Here is an 18729-nt window from a genome sequence, read left to right on the forward strand (position 1 = left end):
ATTCCGCAGGAGCATAGTATGAGCGACGCACCGTATTTTGAACGCCACGTTTTTTTCTGCATGAACAAACGTGAAGACGGCCGCAACAGCTGCGGCGACCATGGCGCGGAAGCGGCGCAAAAGCATTGCAAGCGCCGCATCAAGGAACTCGACATGAATGGCGCGGGCAAGATCCGCATCAACCAGGCCGGCTGCATGGACCGCTGCGAAGAAGGCCCGCTGCTGGTCATCTACCCGGAAGCGACTTGGTACACCTACGTCGACACCAGCGATATCGATGAAATCATCGATACGCACCTGGTGGGCGGCAAGGTCGTCGAACGCCTGAAAATCTGAGCCGCATATTTAATTTTAACGTTTTAACTTCAAATTAAGCCTACGCCACCAGTATGAGCATCATGAACAGAAACTCGGAAAAATTTACCCTCGCCGGCCATGCAGGCAGCATGGAAGGCTTGCTCGATTTCCCGGCAGACACTCCGCGCGGCATCGCCCTCGTTGCCCATCCGCATCCGCTGTACGGCGGCACGATGGATAACAAGGTCACGCAAACCCTGGCGCGCGCGTTTGTCGCGCTCGGTTACGTGGTGGCGCGCATCAATTTCCGCGGCGTCGGTGCGTCCGAAGGTGTGCACGACCATGGCGTGGGCGAAACGGACGACATGCAGTTGTTGTATGAACACATGCGCGGCCTGTATCCGGGCTTGCCCGTGGCCTTGTCCGGTTTCTCGTTCGGCACCTTCGTGCAATCGAAACTGCAGGAACGCCTGGCCGCCGCAGGCACGCCCGTCGAGCGCCTGGCACTGATCGGCAGCGCGGCCGGCAAGTGGGCCATGGCCGATATTCCCGCCGACACCATCTTGATCCACGGCGAACTGGACGACACGATCCCCCTGTCCGCCGTCTTCGACTGGGCCCGTCCACAAGACATTCCCGTGATCGTGATCCCCGGCGCCGACCACTTTTTCCACCGCAAGCTCAATCACATCAAGAACCTCGTGATTGCCCTGTGGCATGGTGACAAACCCGCAATCGCAGCAGATGATCATTGAAGTGTGGGCTTACTAGCGCCTCCACGGCTATAATTGATCCGTTTTTTCCACGCGGCCATGCAAGCAGCAACAGCATGGCCCTCAGCCTTCATCTTTTTCTCGCAGACCAGCCTCCATGAAAAAACTTTTAGCGGCACTGGCCTCCAGTGTATTTTTCTTTTCCGCCGCCTACGCCCAGAGCGTTCCAGCCCCGACCATCGCCGCCAAGTCCTGGCTGTTGCTTGACGCCACCAGTGGCCAGATCATTGCTTCGCAAGATCCGGACGCGCGCATCGAGCCGGCCTCGTTGACCAAAATCATGACGGCTTACCTGACGTTTGCCGCCATCCGCGAAAAGAAACTGGCGCTGGACCAAAAAGTCAACGTGTCCGTGCGCGCATGGAAAGTCGATTCGAGCAGCTCGAAGATGTTCATCGACCCCGCTACCCCCGTCTCGATCGACGACTTGCTGCACGGCCTGATGATTCAATCGGGTAACGACGCCGCCGTGGCGCTGGCGGAAGCCGTTGCCGGCGATGAAGGCACTTTCGTCGTGCTGATGAACCGTGAAGCCCAGCGCATGGGTCTGAAAAATACGCGTTTTGCCAATCCGCATGGCTTGCCTAGTCCTGATAACTATTCCACGGCGCAAGACTTGTCCGTGCTGGCCAAGCGCGTGATCGCCGACTACCCGGAATTCTACAAAATCGATTCCATCAAAAGCTTTACGTACAACAAGATCACCCAGCCTAACCGCAACCGCCTGCTGTGGCTGGACCCAACTGTCGATGGCATGAAAACGGGCCACACGGAAGCGGCCGGCTATTGCATGATCGCGTCGGCCCGCCGTCCAGGCGGCACCGGCGAGCGCCGTTTGATCTCCGTGGTGCTGGGCACCTCGTCGGACCAGGCCCGCACGCAGGAAAGCCAGAAGCTGCTGAACTGGGGCTTTCAGAACTTCGATACGGTCAAGCTGTACTCGAAGGGTCAGGCAGTGGCCACGCCGGAAGTGTGGAAAGGTTCGAAAGGCACCGTGAAAATCGGTTTCGCCCGCGATGTGCTCGTCACCGTACCGAAAGGCACGGCTGCCAAGATGAAACCTGTGCTGGAACGCAAGGACCCGCTGGTCGCGCCATTGGCTGAAAACGCCCCGGTCGGCAAGCTGAAAATGATGGTCGACGACAAGGTCCTGCTGGAACTGCCTGTCGTGGCGCTGGAAACCATCAACCAGGCCACGATCTTCGGCCGCGCCTGGGATTCGATGCGCCTGTGGATGAAATAAGCAGTTAGCATTCCCCATAAAAAATGCCCGCAGATGCTGCGGGCATTTTTTTCGTCTGTCCCGCCGCCGCTTTCTCCACAGCATGCTGTAGCGTAGCTGGCTATAATCGTGGCGTCACCTTCGCCTCCACCATCAGAAAGCCAGCCCATGAGCCATGTATTTCCCGCCAGCCTGCAAGCGCCGCGCAGCCGTTTGAGCAGCAACGGTCCTGAACTGTCGCGCATCGTCGCCGGCATGTGGCGCATCGGCGAGTGGAATATGTCGGCGCAGCAGCGCCTGGCTTTCATCGAGCAATGCCTGGCGCTGGGCGTGTCGAGCTTCGATCATGCCGATATCTATGGCGATTACAGCGCCGAAGGTTTATTTGGCGAAGCGCTGGCCCTGCAGCCGGGCTTGCGCGACAAGATGGAGCTGATCAGCAAGTGCGGCATCAAGCTGCTGTCGCCGCACCGTCCCGGCCATGCCATCCAGCATTACGACACGAGCGCGGCGCACATCACCAGTTCCGTGGAGCACACCTTGCGCCAGCTGCATACGGACCGCCTGGACTTGCTGCTGATCCACCGTCCCGATCCGCTGATGGATTTCGACGAGATCGCCAGTGCCTTCACCCAGCTGCAACAGACGGGCAAGGTGCTGCACTTTGGCGTATCGAACTTCAGCCGTCACCAGTTCGAGTGCCTGCACCGGCGCTTTCCGCTGGTGACGAACCAAGTGGAATTTTCGCCGCTGCACGTGGCGCCCCTGTTCGATGAAACCTTCGACGGCTTGCAAGATCTGAAAGTGGCGCCGATGATCTGGTCGCCGCTGGCGGGCGGCCGGCTGTTCCAGGGCGGCGATGCGAATGTGGAGAACTTGCGCAATGTCATCAAGCAGATCGCTGACCAGCTGCAGCGTCCGTTTGCCAGCGTCGTGTTTGCCTGGATCATGCAACTGCCTTGCCGCCCCCTGCCGCTGACAGGCACGGGCCGCATCGAGGCCGTGGCCGTGGCAGTGGAAGGCACGCAATTTACACTCAGCCGCAGCGACTGGTTCGCCATCTTGCGCGCCGCACGCGGGCACGAGGTAGCTTAGTCAATTTCATCCAGATCGTTGAAAACCTGAGGTAAAGCAATGCCGCGCCAGCCCAGGTACCACGCCAGGTTGAGCAGCAGGGTGGCGCCGATGTAGACGGCGAAGAACAGCGCGAAGAAGCTGGTCTTGAGCCACACGAGCAGGGCGATGGCCGCGATCAGCACCAGCAGCGCGGCCAGGCTTTTCTTTTGCTTGGAGCTGGGGAACCGCAAGGTCGACACCATCAGGCTGCCCACGCCCACGAGCAGCAGCATCAGCAGATAGCTGTGCAGCATGGAATCGATGGGCGCCGGCCAGGCCACCACGACGGCCGCCACGCAGGCAGCCCCTGCCGTGATCGGCATGCCGACGAAATACAGGGGGTCCGTGCGTCCCACGTTCACATTGAAGCGCGCCAGGCGCATGGCGCCGCACGCGACAAAGAAGAAGCTGGCCATGCCGCCAAAGCGCAGCAGCAGCGGATCGTGCACGCCCATCTGTACGAAGCCGTAGCAGTACAGCAGGACGGCCGGGGCGCAGCCGAAATTCATCACGTCGGCGATGGAATCGAGCTGCACGCCGAACTGCGAACTGGTGTTCGTCAGGCGCGCGACATAGCCGTCGAGCGCGTCGAACACGCCGGCCAGCACCAGCAGCGCCGCCGCCAGGCGGTAGGCATCCGCGTCGCCCACGGCGGCGTTATCGACGGAAATGACGATGCTGGCAAAACCGCATGCTATCGAAAGCAAAGTCACCATGCTGGGCAAGGCGTATTTGGCGCGCTGCAGGCGCGACTTGGGCAATGTATTCAAATGTATGGGCAATCAAAGTAGCGGAAATAAGGCAATGCAGCGGAAAACGCTGCGCTACGCTCATTCTACCCTGCGCAGCTGCGGCACCGTCCGCGCACAAGCGCGACATATCTTTTCATGGATGCGCTACGCGGTATCAAAATACCTTAGAATCGTTTTACAGGACAGCACGCTGGCCCCACCGCTGTCCGCCTACCTATACAGGAGCCGACTTGATTGCCTCGTCACTGCGTTGGAAATACTGGATACCCGCCCTGCTGAGTGCAGCACTGCTGAGCGCCTGCGGCGGCGGCGATAGCGGCAGCAATACGTCGCTGAGCACCTCGACTCCGGCCGGACAGCTGACACAGGAGCCGGGGGCTCCCGTCCTCAGCAACAATATTGCCACCGATGGCTTTAACTGGTTCAACTACCGGCGCAGCCAGATCGGCCTGTCGCCGATGGTGCGCAATAGCCTGATCGACAGCGCGGCCCTGGGCCATTCCAGCTATCTCAATCTCAACAGTACGGTGGCGCACGAACAGGTGCAGGGCAAGCCCGGCTTTACAGGCGTCAAGCTGGGCGACCGCTTGGCCAAGGCCGGCTACGTCGTCACCTCGCTGCAGGGCGAAGTCATCGCCGGCGCGGGCAACACATCCGGCTTTTACCTGGCCGAAGAGCTGGTCACGGCCATCTATCACCGCTTCGTCATTTTCGAGCCGCTGTTCAAGGAAGGTGGTGCGGGCGCGGCCGTGAGCGGCGCCGGCTATGCGTATTTCACCACCGACATGGCCGGCAACCGCAACTATGGCCCCGGGCTGCCGGCGGGACAGATCGTCACCTACCCTTTCAGCGGACAGCAGAAGGTGGCCGTCAGTTTTTCCAGCGATAACGAATCGCCCGATCCCGTGCCGAACCAGGACGTGGTCGGCTACCCGATCAGCGTGCATGCCAACTACGGCACGCCCGTCAGCGTGACGGCGTTCAGCGTGCGCCAGCGCGGTGCCGCCACGGACCTGGCGGTGCGCCTGCTCACCAGCGGCAACGATGTGCATACGCCGGTCTCGGCCGCATCCATCATCCCGCTGGCGACCTTGAACGCGAACACCAGCTATGACGTGAGTTTCATCGGCAAAGTCAATGGCGCGGACGTCACGCACAGCTGGTCATTCACGACGCGCTAGCCATGCCAAGCGGGCGCGGCGTCGAGGATGACTGGATGTAGAATAGCTGTTCCTGCTTTACGGCAATTGAGAAGTTTTGGGGCGCTCTGTACAGCATGCTGAAACCACACGCCACTTGCGATGATGACGCCGCCGTTGCGGCATCCGACATGGTCCGTATTCTCGATGTCGAGAACGGACTGGGCCGCATCATGGGCGACCGCATCCTGTACCTGAAAATCCTGCGCCGCTTCCTGCACGACCACGGCACCACGCCGTGCCAGATCCGCGCCGAATTCGACACGGGCAACTACGCTTCCGCGCGCCTGAAGGCGCATACCCTGAAAGGCGCCGCCGGCATGATCGGCGCGCGCCACGTGCACAGCCTGGCGGAAACCCTGGAATCGGCACTGCGTGCGCAGGCGCCCGACCTGGCCCAGCAGATGCTGCAGCTGGAACTGGCGCAGGATCAATTGCTCGGCGCGGTCAGCAGCATGCTGGGCACGCCGGAAGCGGCCCATACGGCGGCGCAGGACGTGGCGCCCGACCCGGCCGCACCCGCCATCCAGCTGCTGCTGGCACGCCTGGCCAGCCACCTGCGCGAAGGCGACGGCGCGGCCATCGATATCCTGGAAAACTCGGCCAGCCTGCTCGCGGCCAGCCTGGGCGTCAACGTCTACCAGGAAGTGGCAGCCGCCGCGCACGAGTTCGATTTCGAAGGCGCCTTGGCGGCACTGCTGCGGCGCCGCTAGCACTCAGCTGTTGTACTGCGCCTCTTCCGCATACGCCACGCAACAACTCTTGCAACAGAAACGGCGCACGGCATCGAGCGGCTTGTCGCAGTACCAGCATGCGCCTTTTGGCGGTAGCGCTGCGATCAATTGCGGCAGGGAAGGCAATGGCGGCGCCACCATTCCCCTGCATTCCACGACTTCCGGCTGTTCGCTGTCCATGGCGCTTCCTTTCCTAGCGGCACTTCAAGGCCGCTCAGCAAGATTACGTCAGCGTCGTTTGAAGCCCATGACATTTCTCAACCGGGGCCACGCTTGCCCCATCGGCACCTTGAAATTTCCAAACGACAACGTTGTCACTTCACACTACAATCAGTGTTTCGTTCACTTGCGCGCTCGCCATGAAACACATTCCCCTGCTGCTGTCCTGCTTGCTGCTCAGCGCCTGCGCCACGCGCGCGCCCACCGCCTACACCCTCAATTCAGGCGCCGAACGCACGCCGGAACAATTGGCGGTGGTGTTCGAACAGGCCGACCTGACCCTGCGCATCGACCCGGCCCGCCGCAGCATTGCCGGCGATGCGCGCCTGACCTTCCTGACCATGCAGCCGATCTCGCGTTTCGCGCTGGACCTGGACCGCAACCTGCCCGTCGATGCCATTGAAATCGACGGCAAGGCGCTGCGGCCGCAAGACTATGCCAACCCGGACGGCCGCCTGAGCATGACCTTGCCTGCCACACTCGCGGCAGGCGCGCGCACCACCATCCGCGTCGTCTACCACGGCGTGCCGCACGTCGCCGTGAAAGCACCGTGGGATGGCGGCATGGTGTGGTCGAGCACGGCCGATGGCGCGCCATGGATCGCCAGCGCCGTGCAAGGCGAGGGCTGCGACCTGTTCTGGCCCTGCATCGACCACCCGATGGGCAAGGCCCGGCTGATCGATCAGCACATCCAGGTACCGGCGCCGCTGGTCGCGGCAAGCAACGGCATCGCGCTTGGCATGGACGAGGCCGACGGCTGGCGCACCTGGCACTGGCGCGCCAAGCATCCGAGCACCTATGGCATCGCCCTCAACGTGGCGCCCTACCGCAGCATGCAGAGCGAGTATGTGAGCCGCTACGGCAACCGCATCCCCCTGCAATTCTGGTATCTGCCGGAAAGCGAGGCCAAGGCGGGCGCCCTGTTCGCGGAATTGCCGCCCATGCTCAACTTTTTTGAAAGCGTCATCGGCCCCTACCCGTTTGGCGATGAAAAGGTCGGCATCGCCGAAACCCCGCACAAGGGCATGGAACACCAGACCATCAATGCCTATGGCAACAAATTCGCCAAGACCAGCTATGGCTACGATGAATTGCTGCAGCATGAGTTTGCCCATGAATGGTTCGGCAACCAGCTGACCAACAGCAACTGGGACGACATGTGGCTGCACGAAGGCTTCGGCACGTATATGCAACCGCTGTACATGCAATATCTGCGGGGCGAGCAAGAGTATTTTGCTTCATTGCAGCAAATGCGCGCCGGCATCGTCAACAAGGCGCCCTTGGTGTCGGGCAAGCCGAAAAGCGAGGAAGAAGTCTACGACCTGAAAAAGGGCGGCCCGGGAGGCGACCTGTATGTGAAAGGAGCGCTGGTGCTGCACACCTTGCGCGGCCTGATCGGCGACGACGCCTTCTTCCGCGCCGTGCGCCTGCTCGTCTACGGCACGGAACAGCCGCAGCCGGGCCAGTTCCAGCCGCGCTATGGCAGCACGACGGAATTCATGGCCATCGTCAACAAAGTCACGGGCAGCAATTACGACTGGTTCTTCCAGGTCTATCTGTACCAGGCGGCATTGCCCGAGCTGTCCGCCGTGCGCGACGGCGACACCTTGCGCCTGCTATGGAAGACGCCGGCCGACATCGCCTTCCCGATGCCGGTGGAAGTACGTATCGGCAAAGAAATCCATACCGTTCCCATGTCGCTGGGCTTTGGCGAACTGCCCCTGCCGGCTGGCGCCACGTACACGCTCGACCCGCAATCGCGCGTGCTGCGCCGCGCCGAGCATATCGAGACGTTCCAGAAGTTCAGGGAAGAGCAGGCGAAGGGGAAGAAGGGGTAACAAACCCTGGGATCAGCCCCCCTCGCACGTTAGCGATGACCTTTGTGTTGGCGGTGTTGAGGGTCTGACCCCGGCCTGTTCACCGTTCGGACTTATTTCCGAAAGCTCCTGACCGCATCATTCGCATGCGCGTCGATGACTTTTTTGATCGCCGGCTGTCCCGCATACTTGGCGGACAGCCGTTTCCACTGCCGCTGCGCTTGGCCGCAAGCATCGTCCACGGCAGCGATGATCTCGCGCTGGCGCGCCTTGTCGTTCTCATCCCACTCGCCGGCAAAGTGCTCGCACATCTGGGCATTTTCGACAAAGCGCGCCACGTCCTGCGGCAATTTTTCCTGCGCGCCAGCCAGCATGGGCAGGCAGCCGAACACGAAAGCGAGCACAAGCTTCATCGCCACCTCCTTATTTGCCGATGCAGAAACGGCTGAAGATCACGCCCAGCAGATCGTCAGGCGAGAATTCGCCCGTGATGCTCGACAGTTGCACCTGCGCCAGGCGCAGCTCTTCCGCAAACAGGTCCAGCGACTGGTCGTCCTGCGCCGCGTGCGCGGCGGCGATATCCAGATGCTTGCCGGCCGATTTCAAGGCGATCAAATGGCGTTCGCGCGCCAGGTACAGCGATTCGCCCGTCTGCTGCCAGCCGGCGATGCGCAGAAGCTCGGCGCGCAGCAAGTCGATGCCGATGTGCTCGTGTGCCGACAGATACACGTGGGTGGCGTCCGGCATGCTGTCGACGCCGGGCTTGTGGCCGGACAGATCGATCTTGTTCCACACGCGCACCACGGGCACGCCTTCGGGGAAGGCGGCGACGATGGTTTCATCGGCCAGTGTCGGGCCGTGGTCGGCATCGAGCAGGTGCAAGATCACGTCGGCCTTGCCAATTTCGCCCCAGGTGCGCTCAATGCCGATGCGCTCGACGGCGTCGATGGTGTCGCCGGCGCTGCGGATGCCGGCCGTGTCGATGATGTTGAGCGGAATGCCTTCGATCTGGATGGTTTCGCTGACCTTGTCGCGCGTGGTGCCGGCGATCGGCGTGACGATGGCCACGTCGGCGCCCGCCAGCGCGTTCAGCAGCGACGATTTACCGACGTTGGGCTGGCCGGCCAGCACCACGTTCAGGCCTTCGCGCAGCAGCGCGCCCTGCGCCGCCTGGGCAAACACTTTATTCAAGGCTTCGATGACGGCTTTCAACTGACCGCGCGCATTCGATTTTTCCAGGAAGTCGATTTCCTCTTCCGGGAAATCCAGGGTCGCCTCGACCAGCATGCGCAGCCCCGTCACCTGTTCCACCAGCGCATGTATCGTATTCGAGAACGCGCCCGACAGCGATTGCGAAGCGGACTTGGCCGCCGCTTCCGTGGATGCGTCGATCAGGTCGGCCACGGCTTCCGCTTGCGCCAGGTCCAGCTTGTCATTGAGGAACGCGCGGCGCGTGAATTCGCCCGGCTCGGCCAGGCGTAAGCCGCTGTCCTTGCCCGCTTCGAGCACGCGCGCCAGCAGCAACTGCAGCACGATGGGGCCGCCGTGGCCCTGCAATTCCAGCACGTCTTCGCCCGTGTACGAATGCGGGCCCTTGAAGTGGATGGCGATGCCCTGGTCGATGATGCTGCCATCGCTTTCCGTGAATGGCAGGTAGGTGGCGTGGCGTGGCTTCAGTTGCTGCGCGCCGAACAGGGCCGTCATTAAAGGAGCGAGATTTTTGCCGGAGGCGCGTACCACGCCGATGCCGCCGCGACCGGGAGCGGTGGCGATGGCGGCGATAGGGGAAGAGTCGAGTTTCATGGGGATATTGTAATAGGTACGGCAAGGGAAGGTGCAGCAACGTAGGTCGGCTTAGCGCGCAGCGCGTAAGCCGACGCAGCACACGCTGGCGGTAGTATCGGATTACGCGTGGCCTTGCCACGCTAATCCGACCTACAAGAATTAAAAAGCCCGCACGAGGCGGGCTTTCTGTTCGCTGGCCGGAATTACTTGGCGGCAGGCGCGTATTTCTTGGTGATCACCCATTGCTGGCCGATCGACAGGACGTTGTTGACGACCCAGTAAAGTACCAAGCCCGACGGGAAGAAGAAGAACATCACCGAGAATGCCAGTGGCATGAACAGCATCATCTTCGCTTGCATCGGATCGGCAGGAGCCGGGTTCAGCTTGGTCGTGATGTACATCGAGATCGCGTACAGCACTGGCAAGATGCACCATGGGTCATGCTGGGCCAGGTCGGTGATCCAGCCGATCCATGGCGCGCCGCGGATTTCCACGGACGCGTTCAGCACCCAGTACAGGGCGATAAAGACGGGCATCTGGATCAGGATCGGCAGGCAGCCGCCCAGCGGATTGATCTTTTCCGTCTTGTACAGCTCCATCGTGGCCTGATTCATCTTTTGCGGATCGCCTTTGTAGCGCTCGCGAATCGCCTGCATCTTCGGCGTGACCAGTTTCATCTTGGCCATGCTGCGGTAGCCGGCGGCCGACAGCGGGAAGAACGCCAGCTTGATCAGGATCGTGAAGGCGATGATGGTCCAGCCCCAGTTGCCCAGCACGCTGTGGATCTGTTCCATGACCCAGAACATCGGCTTGGCGATGATGGTCAGCCAGCCGTAATCCTTGACCAGTTCCAGGCCAGGCGAGACCGGCTCGAGCAGGTGGGCGATTTGCGGCCCCGAATACAGCTTGCTGTCCATGCTGGCCGCGGCGCCTGGCGCCAGGGTAGGCAGTGGCAGCACGTTGCCGATGGCGTACAAATTGGCGCCGACCTTCTTCGTGAAGATGTCGCGCTTGGCGTTCTCGGGCGGAACGAAAGCCGAGACGAAGAAGTGCTGCGAAATCGCAAACCAGCCGCCATTCGCCGTGGCCGGATGCAGGCCCTTCATGGCGTTGTCGTTGCCCTTCTTCTCGTCTTCCACGGCCGCTTTTTCGATTTTCTCGAACGTCAGCTTCTGGTACTTGTCTTGCGGCGTGTACAGGGTTGGACCCGTGAAGCTGCTGTTGAAGAAGGAGTCGCCGACCGGCTTGTTGCCGTCATGCGTCAGTTGCAGATACAGCTGCGGCGTGACTGGGGCTGCGCCCATGTTGGCCACGTCGTGGCGCACGTCGATGACGTAGTCGCCGCGCTTGAAGGTAAACGTCTTGGTCAGCTTGACGCCGCCTTCGACCGCTTCCATCACCAGTTGCACTTGCTTGCCGTCGCCGAGGGTGCGCACGCCAGGCTGTACGGTGAAACCGCTCGCATGGGTGGGGAATGGACCGCCGACCAGGCCCGATTGCGCCAGATAGGTGCGGTTCGCGCCTTCGTCGAACAGCACTTCGTTTTGCTTGCCATCGTCAGGCTGGCACCATGTGAACAGGCCGAAGCAGCCGCCGAACCAGCCCGGATTGCCCGCGCCCTTGAACTTCAGCAATTCCAGACGCTTGACCTGGCCGCCCAGGGTGTCGATGTCGACCTTGATGACGTCGGTGGTGATGGTAATCACTTCGCGCTTGAACGCGGCGGGATCGGTCGCTTCGCCAGGCACGGCGGCGGCGCCGGCAGCCGCGGCAGCCAGGGCGTCCGTCTTGGCCGGGGTGACAGGCGCCTTGGCGGTTTGTTCCGGGTTCGCGGAGAACATCGACGGCTTGCCGTTCGAGATCATCCATTCGTTCCAGAGAATTACCAGCGAGACGGAAAACACGATCCACAGGATGGTACGTTTATTGATATCCATTAGGGTATTTGTCAGGAGTGGTTGCAACCGCAAGCGGTCGTTGAAGATTGTTTACCGTCGGCCGGCGGCACCGGGTCGACGCCCCCTTCATTCCAGGGGTGGCAACGGCACAGGCGCTTGGCAGCCAGCAGGCTGCCCTTGGCCGTACCGTGCACGCGCAGCGCTTCCATCGCGTAATGCGAACAGCTCGGATAGAAACGGCAATTCTGTCCCAGCATGGGGCTGATCAGCAACTGATAAGCGCGCAGCAGGAACAGCAGCAGGGTTTTCATGGCGCGGATGGTGGTGGCGCAGCAACAGAACGGGCCTGGGCGGCGATTTGCGCCGCGAACAGGCGGCTCAATTCTTCACGCAGCTCGGCTTTGAGCTTGGTCGTGGTGGCCGGGCCATCCTTGCTGTTGACGGCGCGCGACAAACGCACCACGCAGTCGACCGGCGGCATCGCGCTGTTGCGAAACAGCTCGCGCGTGACGCGCTTGATCGTGTTGCGGGTCGCCGCGCGCGGCGCGAAACGCTTCGCCACAACGACGCCCAGCCGCGCATGCGGCAATTGATTGTGTCGGGTGTACAGCACAAAATGCGCTGTTTTTTGCGAAGGGCGCAAACGAAAAACGGATGAAAATTCATCCGTTTTAACGATACGCCGAACGCGCGCGAAGTCGTGTGAACCTTCGCGTTGATTGCCGACTGGAGTACAGCTAGCCACGCGATCAGCTGTCAACGACAAGCCTAGACGGCCAGACGTTTGCGGCCCTTTGCGCGACGTGCGTTGAGCACATCACGGCCACCACGGGTAGCCATACGAGCGCGGAAGCCGTGCGTACGCTTGCGGCGAACGACGGAAGGTTGGTAAGTACGTTTCATGTTGGTCTCGCTAAAAACAAAAAAAATGCAAAATCGGGTCTGACGTCCCGTCAGTTTTTGGTGCCAATGACAATCGCGCACTTATGCCAAGGCACAAGCTGGCCAATCTCATCGCCCGCTTAATCCACGCTTAGTCCATATTGTCGTTCCAAATGAATAAACACGGAATACGGGCGGGGAACCCTGAATTATTCAGCATATGCCCCCCTCTTGTCAAGGATTGCCGTGATCGCCTGGAAATTTCCGCGCAGGCCCCCATCTGCTTGCAAGGCCCCGCCACAGGCCGCGCCAGCACTGCTTGTGACGGGATAACCGGGGGATAAGTCGCCTCTTATGCACATGGCGCCCCACCCCGCCACAGAAAAATAAGCGTCGTGCCTGTGGATAACTTTCTCAGTCGGGAGTAGAATAGCGCGTTACGTGTGGCGAGCCCTCGCGCGACGCCGGCCTTGCAACACGGTGAACGCAGGGCAGAATCGATACGCCCTCCCACACCTTTTCACATAGACATACATGGATAATTTCTGGCAGGCCTGTTCCGCGCAGTTGGAACTGGAGCTGACACCGCAACAATTCAGTGCGTGGATCAAACCGCTTATCCCTCTCGATTACGAAGAGGGCAAGCTGCGCATTGCTGCGCCCAATCGCTTCAAGCTCGATTGGGTCAAGACCCAGTTCGCCAGCCGCATCACTGCCCTGGCCATTCAGTACTTCGAAGCACCGACGGAAGTGCAGTTCGTGCTCGACCCGCGCCTGGCCTTGCCGAAGAAGCCCGTTGCCGCCAGCACCCCGGCCAGCGATCCGAATGGCGGCGCGCCCAGCGCGCGCGCCGCGGAGCCGCAGCCCAGCGTGCCGGAACTGAGCATCGGCGCGGCGCCGCGCCGCGAACAGAGCCGCATCAACACCGATCTGACCTTCGACAGCTTTGTGACCGGTAAGGCCAACCAATTGGCGCGCGCCGCCGCCATCCAGGTGGCGAACAATCCGGGCGTGTCCTATAACCCGCTGTTCTTCTACGGCGGCGTCGGCCTCGGTAAAACCCACTTGATCCACGCGATCGGCAACCAGGTGATGGCCGACAATCCGGGCGCAAAAATTCGCTACATCCACGCGGAACAGTACGTTCGCGACGTAGTGACCGCTTACCAGCGCAAGGGTTTCGACGATTTCAAGCACTATTATCACTCGCTCGACATGCTGCTGATCGATGATATTCAGTTCTTTGGCGGCAAGAGCCGCACGCAGGAAGAGTTTTTCTATGCGTTCGAGGCATTAATTGCCGCAAAGAAACAGATCATCATTACCTCGGATACGTATCCGAAGGAAATTACGGGCATGGACGACCGCCTGATCTCGCGCTTCGACTCGGGCCTGACGGTGGCCATCGAACCGCCGGAACTGGAAATGCGCGTGGCGATTCTGTTGAAAAAAGCCAAGCAGGAAGGCGTGACCTTCTCCGACGACGTGGCCTTCTTTGTCGCCAAGCACTTGCGCTCGAACGTGCGCGAGCTCGAAGGCGCGCTGCGCAAGATCCTCGCGTACTCGCGTTTCCATGGCAAAGACATCACCATCGATATCGTCAAGGAAGCCCTGAAGGACTTGCTGTCGGTGCAGAACCGCCAGATTTCCGTGGAAAACATCCAGAAAACGGTGGCCGACTTCTTCAATATCAAGGTTGCCGACATGTATTCGAAGCGTCGCCCCGCGAATATCGCCCGGCCGCGCCAGATCGCCATGTACCTGGCCAAGGAATTGACACAGAAGAGCTTGCCGGAGATCGGCGAGCTGTTCGGCGGCCGCGACCACACCACGGTGCTGCATGCCGTGCGCAAGATCGCGCTGGACCGCACCAAAAATCCGGAATGCAACCATGAATTGCATGTGCTGGAGCAAACATTAAAAGGCTAAGCGCCGCTTGAGCAAGACTGGCTCAAAACGTGCTTTACCCTTATCATCTGGGAGGGCACCGCAGCCGGTCTGTCGGGGCTCCCTATGGTAACAATTGTTAAATTAATACGTTAAACGTCGTACTGTTCAACCTATACATTGAGGATAAATATGCAATTGGTCAAAACCACCCGAGATACCCTTCTCCGGCCACTGCAGATCGTGAGCGGTATTGTCGAGCGTCGGCACACTATGCCGATTCTGGCCAATATCCTCATCCGCAAAGACGGTGAAAATGTCTCCTTCCTGTCGACCGACACCGAAGTGCAGATCACCACGCACGCGGAAATCGGCTCCGGCGCGGACGTCACCGGCACCACCGTGGCCGCGCGCAAGCTGCTGGACATCCTGCGCGCCCTGCCCGAATCGGGCGACGTCACGATGACCCTGCTGAACAAGCGCCTGACCGTGCAAACGGGCAAGTCGCGTTTCGCCCTGCAAACCCTGGCGGCGGAAGAGTTCCCGACCGTGCAACAGGCGGAGAGCTACAACGCGTCCGTCACCCTGCCCCAGAAAACGCTGAAACACCTGTTCAACATGGTGCATTTCTCGATGGCGCAGCAAGACATCCGCTATTACCTGAACGGCTTGCTGCTGGTTCTGGATGGCAATAATGTCATCGCCGTGGCCACCGACGGCCACCGCCTGGCGTTTTGCCAGGTCGCCACCGAGCAGACCTTCGCGCGCCAGGAAGTCATTATTCCGCGCAAGACCATCATCGAACTGCAGCGCCTGCTGGAAGAGAACGATGAGCCGGTGCAATTGGACATCGCCGCCAACCAGGTGAAACTGACCTTTGCCGACATCGAGCTGATCTCGAAGCTGGTGGAAGGCAAGTTCCCCGACTACACGCGCGTGATTCCAAAAGGCTACAAAAACGACTTCACCATCGGCCGCGATGAACTGCTGCGCTCGCTGCAACGTGCCGCCATCATGACCAGCGACAAGTTCAAGGGCGTGCGCTGCATCATCACCCCGGGCAGCATGAAGATCAGCTCGACCAATGCGGACCAGGAAGAAGCCGTCGAAGAGCTGGAAATCGACTACGGCGGCGATTCCGTCGACATCGGTTTCAACGTGACGTATCTGCTGGACGTGCTGAACAACCTGAAATGCGAATACGTCAACATCGCGCTCGGTGATTCGAACTCGTCCGCCCTGATCTCCATCCCCGACAATGCCGACTTCAAGTATGTCGTCATGCCGATGCGCATCTAAAGACCACAGCAGTGACGTAGGTCGGATTAGCGCAGCGTAATCCGACATGCTGAATCGCCGTCTGTCGGGTTACGCCGTTCCGGCTAACCCGACCTACGGTCATCAGCCAGCAGCCCCGAATCAATCAGCAATCGTTATTTGAGAAAGCAGTCCATGTCCGAGAATCCACAAGACACCCCGATCCAGGCCAAAACGGAAGAATACGGCGCCGCCTCCATCCAGATCCTGGAAGGCCTGGAAGCCGTACGCAAACGCCCGGGCATGTACATTGGCGACACCTCGGACGGCACCGGCTTGCACCATCTGGTATTCGAAGTGCTGGACAACTCCATCGATGAATCGCTGGCCGGCCACTGCACGGAAATCCACGTCACCATCCACAGCGACAATTCGATCTCGATCACCGACAATGGCCGCGGCGTGCCGACCGGCCTGAAAATGGACGACAAGCACGATCCGAAGCGTTCGGCGGCGGAAATCGTCATGACCGAATTGCACGCGGGCGGCAAGTTCGACCAGAACTCGTACAAAGTCTCGGGCGGTTTGCATGGCGTGGGCGTGTCCTGCGTGAATGGCCTGTCGAAACTGCTGAAACTGACCATCCGCCGCGATGGCAAAGTGCATCACATGGAATTCGTGCGCGGCGTGCCGCAAGACCGCCAGATCGTCATGGTCGGCGACATCGCCACCTCCCCGATCAAGGTCATCGGCGAAACGGACAAGCGCGGCACCGACGTGCATTTCTGGGCCGACGAAGAGATTTTCACGCACGTGGAATTCCACTATGAAATCCTGGCCAAGCGCATCCGCGAACTGTCCTTCCTGAACAATGGCGTCAACATCAAGTTGTCCGACCAGCGCACGGGCAAGGAAGAAGTCTTCGCCTTCGAAGGCGGCACGCGCGGCTTCGTCGAATACATCAACAAGGCCAAATCGGTCTTGCACCCGACCATTTTCCAGGCCACGGGCGAGCGCATGTCGGACCAGAACACGAACATCTCGGTCGACGTGTCGATGCAGTGGAACGATGCCTACAATGAACAGGTGCTGTGCTTCACGAACAACATTCCGCAACGCGACGGCGGCACCCACTTGACGGGCCTGCGCGCGGCGATGACGCGCGTGATCAACAAATACATCGATGAACACGAGTTCGCCAAAAAGGCGAAAGTGGAAATCAACGGCGACGACATGCGCGAAGGCCTGACCTGCGTGCTGTCGGTAAAAGTGCCGGAACCGAAATTCTCGTCGCAGACGAAAGACAAGCTGGTATCGAGCGAAGTGCGCGGCCCGGTGGAAGAAATCGTCGCCAAGACCCTGGCCGATTACCTGCAAGAAAAACCGAACGACGCCAAGATCATTTGCGGCAAGATCGTCGAAGCGGCACGCGCGCGCGAAGCGGCCCGCAAGGCCCGCGATTTGACCCGCCGCAAAGGCATCATGGACGGCCTGGGCCTGTCGGCCAAGCTGGCCGACTGCCAGGAAAAAGACCCCGCCCTGTGCGAACTGTACATCGTCGAGGGTGACTCGGCAGGTGGCTCGGCAAAACAGGGACGCGACCGCAAGTTCCAGGCGATTCTGCCGCTGCGCGGTAAAGTGCTGAACGTGGAAAAAGCCCGTTTCGAGAAAATGCTGTCGTCGGAGCAGATCACCACCCTGATCGCGACCCTCGGCACCTCGATCGGACCGGACGAATTCAACGTCGAGAAACTGCGCTACCACCGCATCATCATCATGACCGATGCGGACGTCGACGGCGCCCACATCCGTACCCTGCTGCTGACCCTGTTCTACCGCCAGATGCCGCAACTGGTCGAGCGCGGCCACATCTACATCGCGCAACCGCCGCTGTACAAAGTGAAGGCCGGCCGCGACGAGCGCTATCTGAAAGATGACGCCGAAGAAGCGAGCTACATGATGACCGTGGCGCTGAACACGGCCGTGCTGGTGCCGCGCGAAGGCGCGGAAGGCATTTCCGGCGAGACCTTGACGGAACTGGTGCGCAAGTTCAACCTGTCGAACACCATCATGACACGTCTGACGCGCGTCATCGACCGCGCCGCCCTGACGGCCATCATGACAGGCGTGCAGCTGGACCTGTCGACCCTGGACCTGGCGGAAACCTCCGCCCTGGCCCTGCAGACGGCCATCAACGACAGCGCCGTGCGCGTGCATGTGCGTTCCGACGATTTGTCGGAAAAACACAAGCTGCACATTGAGCGCATGTACCACGGCAACGTCAAAGTCACCGCCATCGACGCCGACTTCGTGCAAGGCCCGGACTACGCCGTGCTGAGCAGCGGCGCCGCCACCTTCGAAGGCCTGATCGGCGAAGGCGCTTTCGTGCGCCGCGGCGAAGGCGAGCGCATGAAGGAAATCGCCGTGGTCGACTTCCATCAAGCCATGCAATGGCTGCGCGACGAAGCCGAACGCACCGTCTCGAAACAGCGCTACAAAGGCCTGGGCGAAATGAACCCGGACCAGCTGTGGGAAACGACGATGGACCCAACCGTGCGCCGCCTGCTGAAGGTACAGATAGAAGACGCGATTGCAGCGGATCAGATCTTCACCACGCTGATGGGAGATGATGTGGAGCCGCGCAGGGCGTTTATTGAGAATAATGCGCTGCGGGCGGGAAATATTGACGTGTAAACCTGTCGGGTGACACGGAAAGTGAAAACTGTGCCAAGTTAGTGAAAAATCCGTGTCATATAAAATGAAAAAATGCCAACCGATGTTGGCATTTTTCAGGTGCGCAGAAAGTGAAAACTGTGACAGGTAAGTGAAAAAAGTTTAACGCTGCTAGGAAGAATACCTCCTACCCCGGCCATTTATTTAACTGACGTGCG

General features: G+C 60.5%; 18 protein-coding genes. 10 read left to right on the top strand and 8 right to left on the bottom strand.

All coding sequences use genetic code 11. The annotated features are described in order from the left end of the window. Positions 1–18: 18 nt before the first annotated feature. The 4 genes from ACQ4WO_RS25210 to ACQ4WO_RS25225 all read left to right on the top strand — a co-directional run bounded on the left by ACQ4WO_RS25210 (position 19) and on the right by ACQ4WO_RS25225 (position 3387). Complete coding sequence (locus tag ACQ4WO_RS25210; RefSeq protein WP_070310269.1) at positions 19–336, top strand: (2Fe-2S) ferredoxin domain-containing protein; 318 nt, start codon at positions 19–21, stop codon at positions 334–336. 62 nt (positions 337–398) lie between these two features. Further along, positions 399–1052, top strand: coding sequence for an alpha/beta hydrolase (locus ACQ4WO_RS25215; protein ID WP_058050378.1), 654 nt, complete (start codon positions 399–401; stop codon positions 1050–1052). A gap of 115 nt (positions 1053–1167) precedes the next feature. Beyond that, positions 1168–2313, top strand: coding sequence for a D-alanyl-D-alanine carboxypeptidase family protein (locus ACQ4WO_RS25220; protein WP_034754313.1), 1146 nt, complete (start codon positions 1168–1170; stop codon positions 2311–2313). Between the two features lie 147 nt (positions 2314–2460). Further along, entirely contained in the window at positions 2461–3387 is a 927-nt protein-coding gene (locus tag ACQ4WO_RS25225; protein WP_436483735.1) for an aldo/keto reductase, read from the top strand. Here ACQ4WO_RS25225 and pssA read toward each other — a convergent pair. Beyond that, entirely contained in the window at positions 3384–4124 is a 741-nt protein-coding gene (gene pssA / locus ACQ4WO_RS25230; RefSeq protein WP_436483840.1) for a CDP-diacylglycerol--serine O-phosphatidyltransferase, read from the bottom strand. The genes ACQ4WO_RS25225 and pssA overlap by 4 nt on opposite strands. A gap of 266 nt (positions 4125–4390) precedes the next feature. Here pssA and ACQ4WO_RS25235 point away from each other — a divergent pair, with 266 nt between their 5' ends. Further along, positions 4391–5341, top strand: a complete 951-nt coding sequence (locus tag ACQ4WO_RS25235) for a CAP domain-containing protein (protein ID WP_436483736.1) — start codon at positions 4391–4393, stop codon at positions 5339–5341. Between the two features lie 95 nt (positions 5342–5436). Beyond that, a complete protein-coding gene (locus ACQ4WO_RS25240; protein ID WP_128140533.1) occupies positions 5437–6072 on the top strand; it encodes an Hpt domain-containing protein in 636 nt (211 codons plus the stop codon). Between the two features lie 3 nt (positions 6073–6075). Here the strand turns inward: ACQ4WO_RS25240 and ACQ4WO_RS25245 are convergent, their stop codons facing one another. Further along, the gene (locus ACQ4WO_RS25245; RefSeq protein ID WP_128140534.1) at positions 6076–6273 is read right to left on the bottom strand and encodes a hypothetical protein; all 198 of its coding nucleotides are present in this window, start codon (positions 6271–6273) and stop codon (positions 6076–6078) included. 179 nt (positions 6274–6452) lie between these two features. On the opposite strand from ACQ4WO_RS25245, the gene ACQ4WO_RS25250 reads away from it, so the two are divergent. Then, positions 6453–8150 (top strand): M1 family metallopeptidase, encoded by a 1698-nt coding sequence (locus ACQ4WO_RS25250; protein WP_436483737.1) that lies wholly within the window; start codon positions 6453–6455, stop codon positions 8148–8150. A 92-nt stretch (positions 8151–8242) separates the two neighbouring features. Here the strand turns inward: ACQ4WO_RS25250 and ACQ4WO_RS25255 are convergent, their stop codons facing one another. The 6 genes from ACQ4WO_RS25255 to rpmH form a co-directional block, all read right to left on the bottom strand. Next, positions 8243–8542, bottom strand: coding sequence for a hypothetical protein (locus ACQ4WO_RS25255; protein WP_436483738.1), 300 nt, complete (start codon positions 8540–8542; stop codon positions 8243–8245). A gap of 10 nt (positions 8543–8552) precedes the next feature. Further along, the gene (gene mnmE / locus ACQ4WO_RS25260) at positions 8553–9932 is read right to left on the bottom strand and encodes a tRNA uridine-5-carboxymethylaminomethyl(34) synthesis GTPase MnmE (protein ID WP_166448506.1); all 1380 of its coding nucleotides are present in this window, start codon (positions 9930–9932) and stop codon (positions 8553–8555) included. 185 nt (positions 9933–10117) lie between these two features. Continuing rightward, on the bottom strand, positions 10118–11851 hold the full coding sequence (gene yidC / locus ACQ4WO_RS25265; RefSeq protein ID WP_436483739.1) for a membrane protein insertase YidC: 1734 nt from the start codon (positions 11849–11851) through the stop codon (positions 10118–10120). A gap of 11 nt (positions 11852–11862) precedes the next feature. Continuing rightward, on the bottom strand, positions 11863–12123 hold the full coding sequence (gene yidD, locus ACQ4WO_RS25270) for a membrane protein insertion efficiency factor YidD (RefSeq protein ID WP_034754335.1): 261 nt from the start codon (positions 12121–12123) through the stop codon (positions 11863–11865). Next, positions 12120–12572, bottom strand: coding sequence for a ribonuclease P protein component (gene rnpA, locus ACQ4WO_RS25275; RefSeq protein WP_072457608.1), 453 nt, complete (start codon positions 12570–12572; stop codon positions 12120–12122). The genes yidD and rnpA overlap by 4 nt, the downstream gene beginning before the upstream one ends. 8 nt (positions 12573–12580) lie before the next feature. Continuing rightward, positions 12581–12715, bottom strand: coding sequence for a 50S ribosomal protein L34 (rpmH, locus tag ACQ4WO_RS25280; RefSeq protein ID WP_010401996.1), 135 nt, complete (start codon positions 12713–12715; stop codon positions 12581–12583). Positions 12716–13228: 513 nt separating this feature from the next. Between rpmH and dnaA the strand changes: the two genes are divergently transcribed. The 3 genes from dnaA to gyrB all read left to right on the top strand — a co-directional run bounded on the left by dnaA (position 13229) and on the right by gyrB (position 18532). Further along, positions 13229–14623 carry a chromosomal replication initiator protein DnaA gene (dnaA, locus tag ACQ4WO_RS25285; protein ID WP_034754339.1) on the top strand — a complete coding sequence of 465 codons (1395 nt, stop codon included), beginning with the start codon at positions 13229–13231 and terminating at the stop codon, positions 14621–14623. 150 nt (positions 14624–14773) lie between these two features. Continuing rightward, entirely contained in the window at positions 14774–15880 is a 1107-nt protein-coding gene (gene dnaN, locus ACQ4WO_RS25290) for a DNA polymerase III subunit beta (protein ID WP_034754341.1), read from the top strand. A 153-nt stretch (positions 15881–16033) separates the two neighbouring features. Next, positions 16034–18532 (top strand): DNA topoisomerase (ATP-hydrolyzing) subunit B, encoded by a 2499-nt coding sequence (gyrB, locus tag ACQ4WO_RS25295; RefSeq protein ID WP_436483740.1) that lies wholly within the window; start codon positions 16034–16036, stop codon positions 18530–18532. The last annotated feature ends 197 nt before the right edge of the window (positions 18533–18729 follow it).

Source organism: Janthinobacterium aestuarii, from assembly GCF_051380835.1.
Taxonomy (GTDB): domain Bacteria; phylum Pseudomonadota; class Gammaproteobacteria; order Burkholderiales; family Burkholderiaceae_D; genus Janthinobacterium; species Janthinobacterium aestuarii.

Excerpts from the sequence above, each read along its gene's own strand:
- pssA (WP_436483840.1), bottom strand. The coding sequence starts at position 4,124 with ATGGTGACTTTGCTTTCGATAGCATGCGGTTTTGCCAGCATCGTCATT.
- rpmH (WP_010401996.1), bottom strand. The coding sequence starts at position 12,715 with ATGAAACGTACTTACCAACCTTCCGTCGTTCGCCGCAAGCGTACGCAC.
- ACQ4WO_RS25225 (WP_436483735.1), top strand. The coding sequence starts at position 2,461 with ATGAGCCATGTATTTCCCGCCAGCCTGCAAGCGCCGCGCAGCCGTTTG.
- ACQ4WO_RS25220 (WP_034754313.1), top strand. The coding sequence starts at position 1,168 with ATGAAAAAACTTTTAGCGGCACTGGCCTCCAGTGTATTTTTCTTTTCC.
- ACQ4WO_RS25240 (WP_128140533.1), top strand. The coding sequence starts at position 5,437 with ATGCTGAAACCACACGCCACTTGCGATGATGACGCCGCCGTTGCGGCA.
- gyrB (WP_436483740.1), top strand. The coding sequence starts at position 16,034 with ATGTCCGAGAATCCACAAGACACCCCGATCCAGGCCAAAACGGAAGAA.
- dnaN (WP_034754341.1), top strand. The coding sequence starts at position 14,774 with ATGCAATTGGTCAAAACCACCCGAGATACCCTTCTCCGGCCACTGCAG.
- ACQ4WO_RS25215 (WP_058050378.1), top strand. The coding sequence starts at position 399 with ATGAACAGAAACTCGGAAAAATTTACCCTCGCCGGCCATGCAGGCAGC.
- dnaA (WP_034754339.1), top strand. The coding sequence starts at position 13,229 with ATGGATAATTTCTGGCAGGCCTGTTCCGCGCAGTTGGAACTGGAGCTG.
- mnmE (WP_166448506.1), bottom strand. The coding sequence starts at position 9,932 with ATGAAACTCGACTCTTCCCCTATCGCCGCCATCGCCACCGCTCCCGGT.
- yidC (WP_436483739.1), bottom strand. The coding sequence starts at position 11,851 with ATGGATATCAATAAACGTACCATCCTGTGGATCGTGTTTTCCGTCTCG.
- ACQ4WO_RS25255 (WP_436483738.1), bottom strand. The coding sequence starts at position 8,542 with ATGAAGCTTGTGCTCGCTTTCGTGTTCGGCTGCCTGCCCATGCTGGCT.
- ACQ4WO_RS25210 (WP_070310269.1), top strand. The coding sequence starts at position 19 with ATGAGCGACGCACCGTATTTTGAACGCCACGTTTTTTTCTGCATGAAC.
- ACQ4WO_RS25245 (WP_128140534.1), bottom strand. The coding sequence starts at position 6,273 with ATGGACAGCGAACAGCCGGAAGTCGTGGAATGCAGGGGAATGGTGGCG.
- ACQ4WO_RS25250 (WP_436483737.1), top strand. The coding sequence starts at position 6,453 with ATGAAACACATTCCCCTGCTGCTGTCCTGCTTGCTGCTCAGCGCCTGC.
- yidD (WP_034754335.1), bottom strand. The coding sequence starts at position 12,123 with ATGAAAACCCTGCTGCTGTTCCTGCTGCGCGCTTATCAGTTGCTGATC.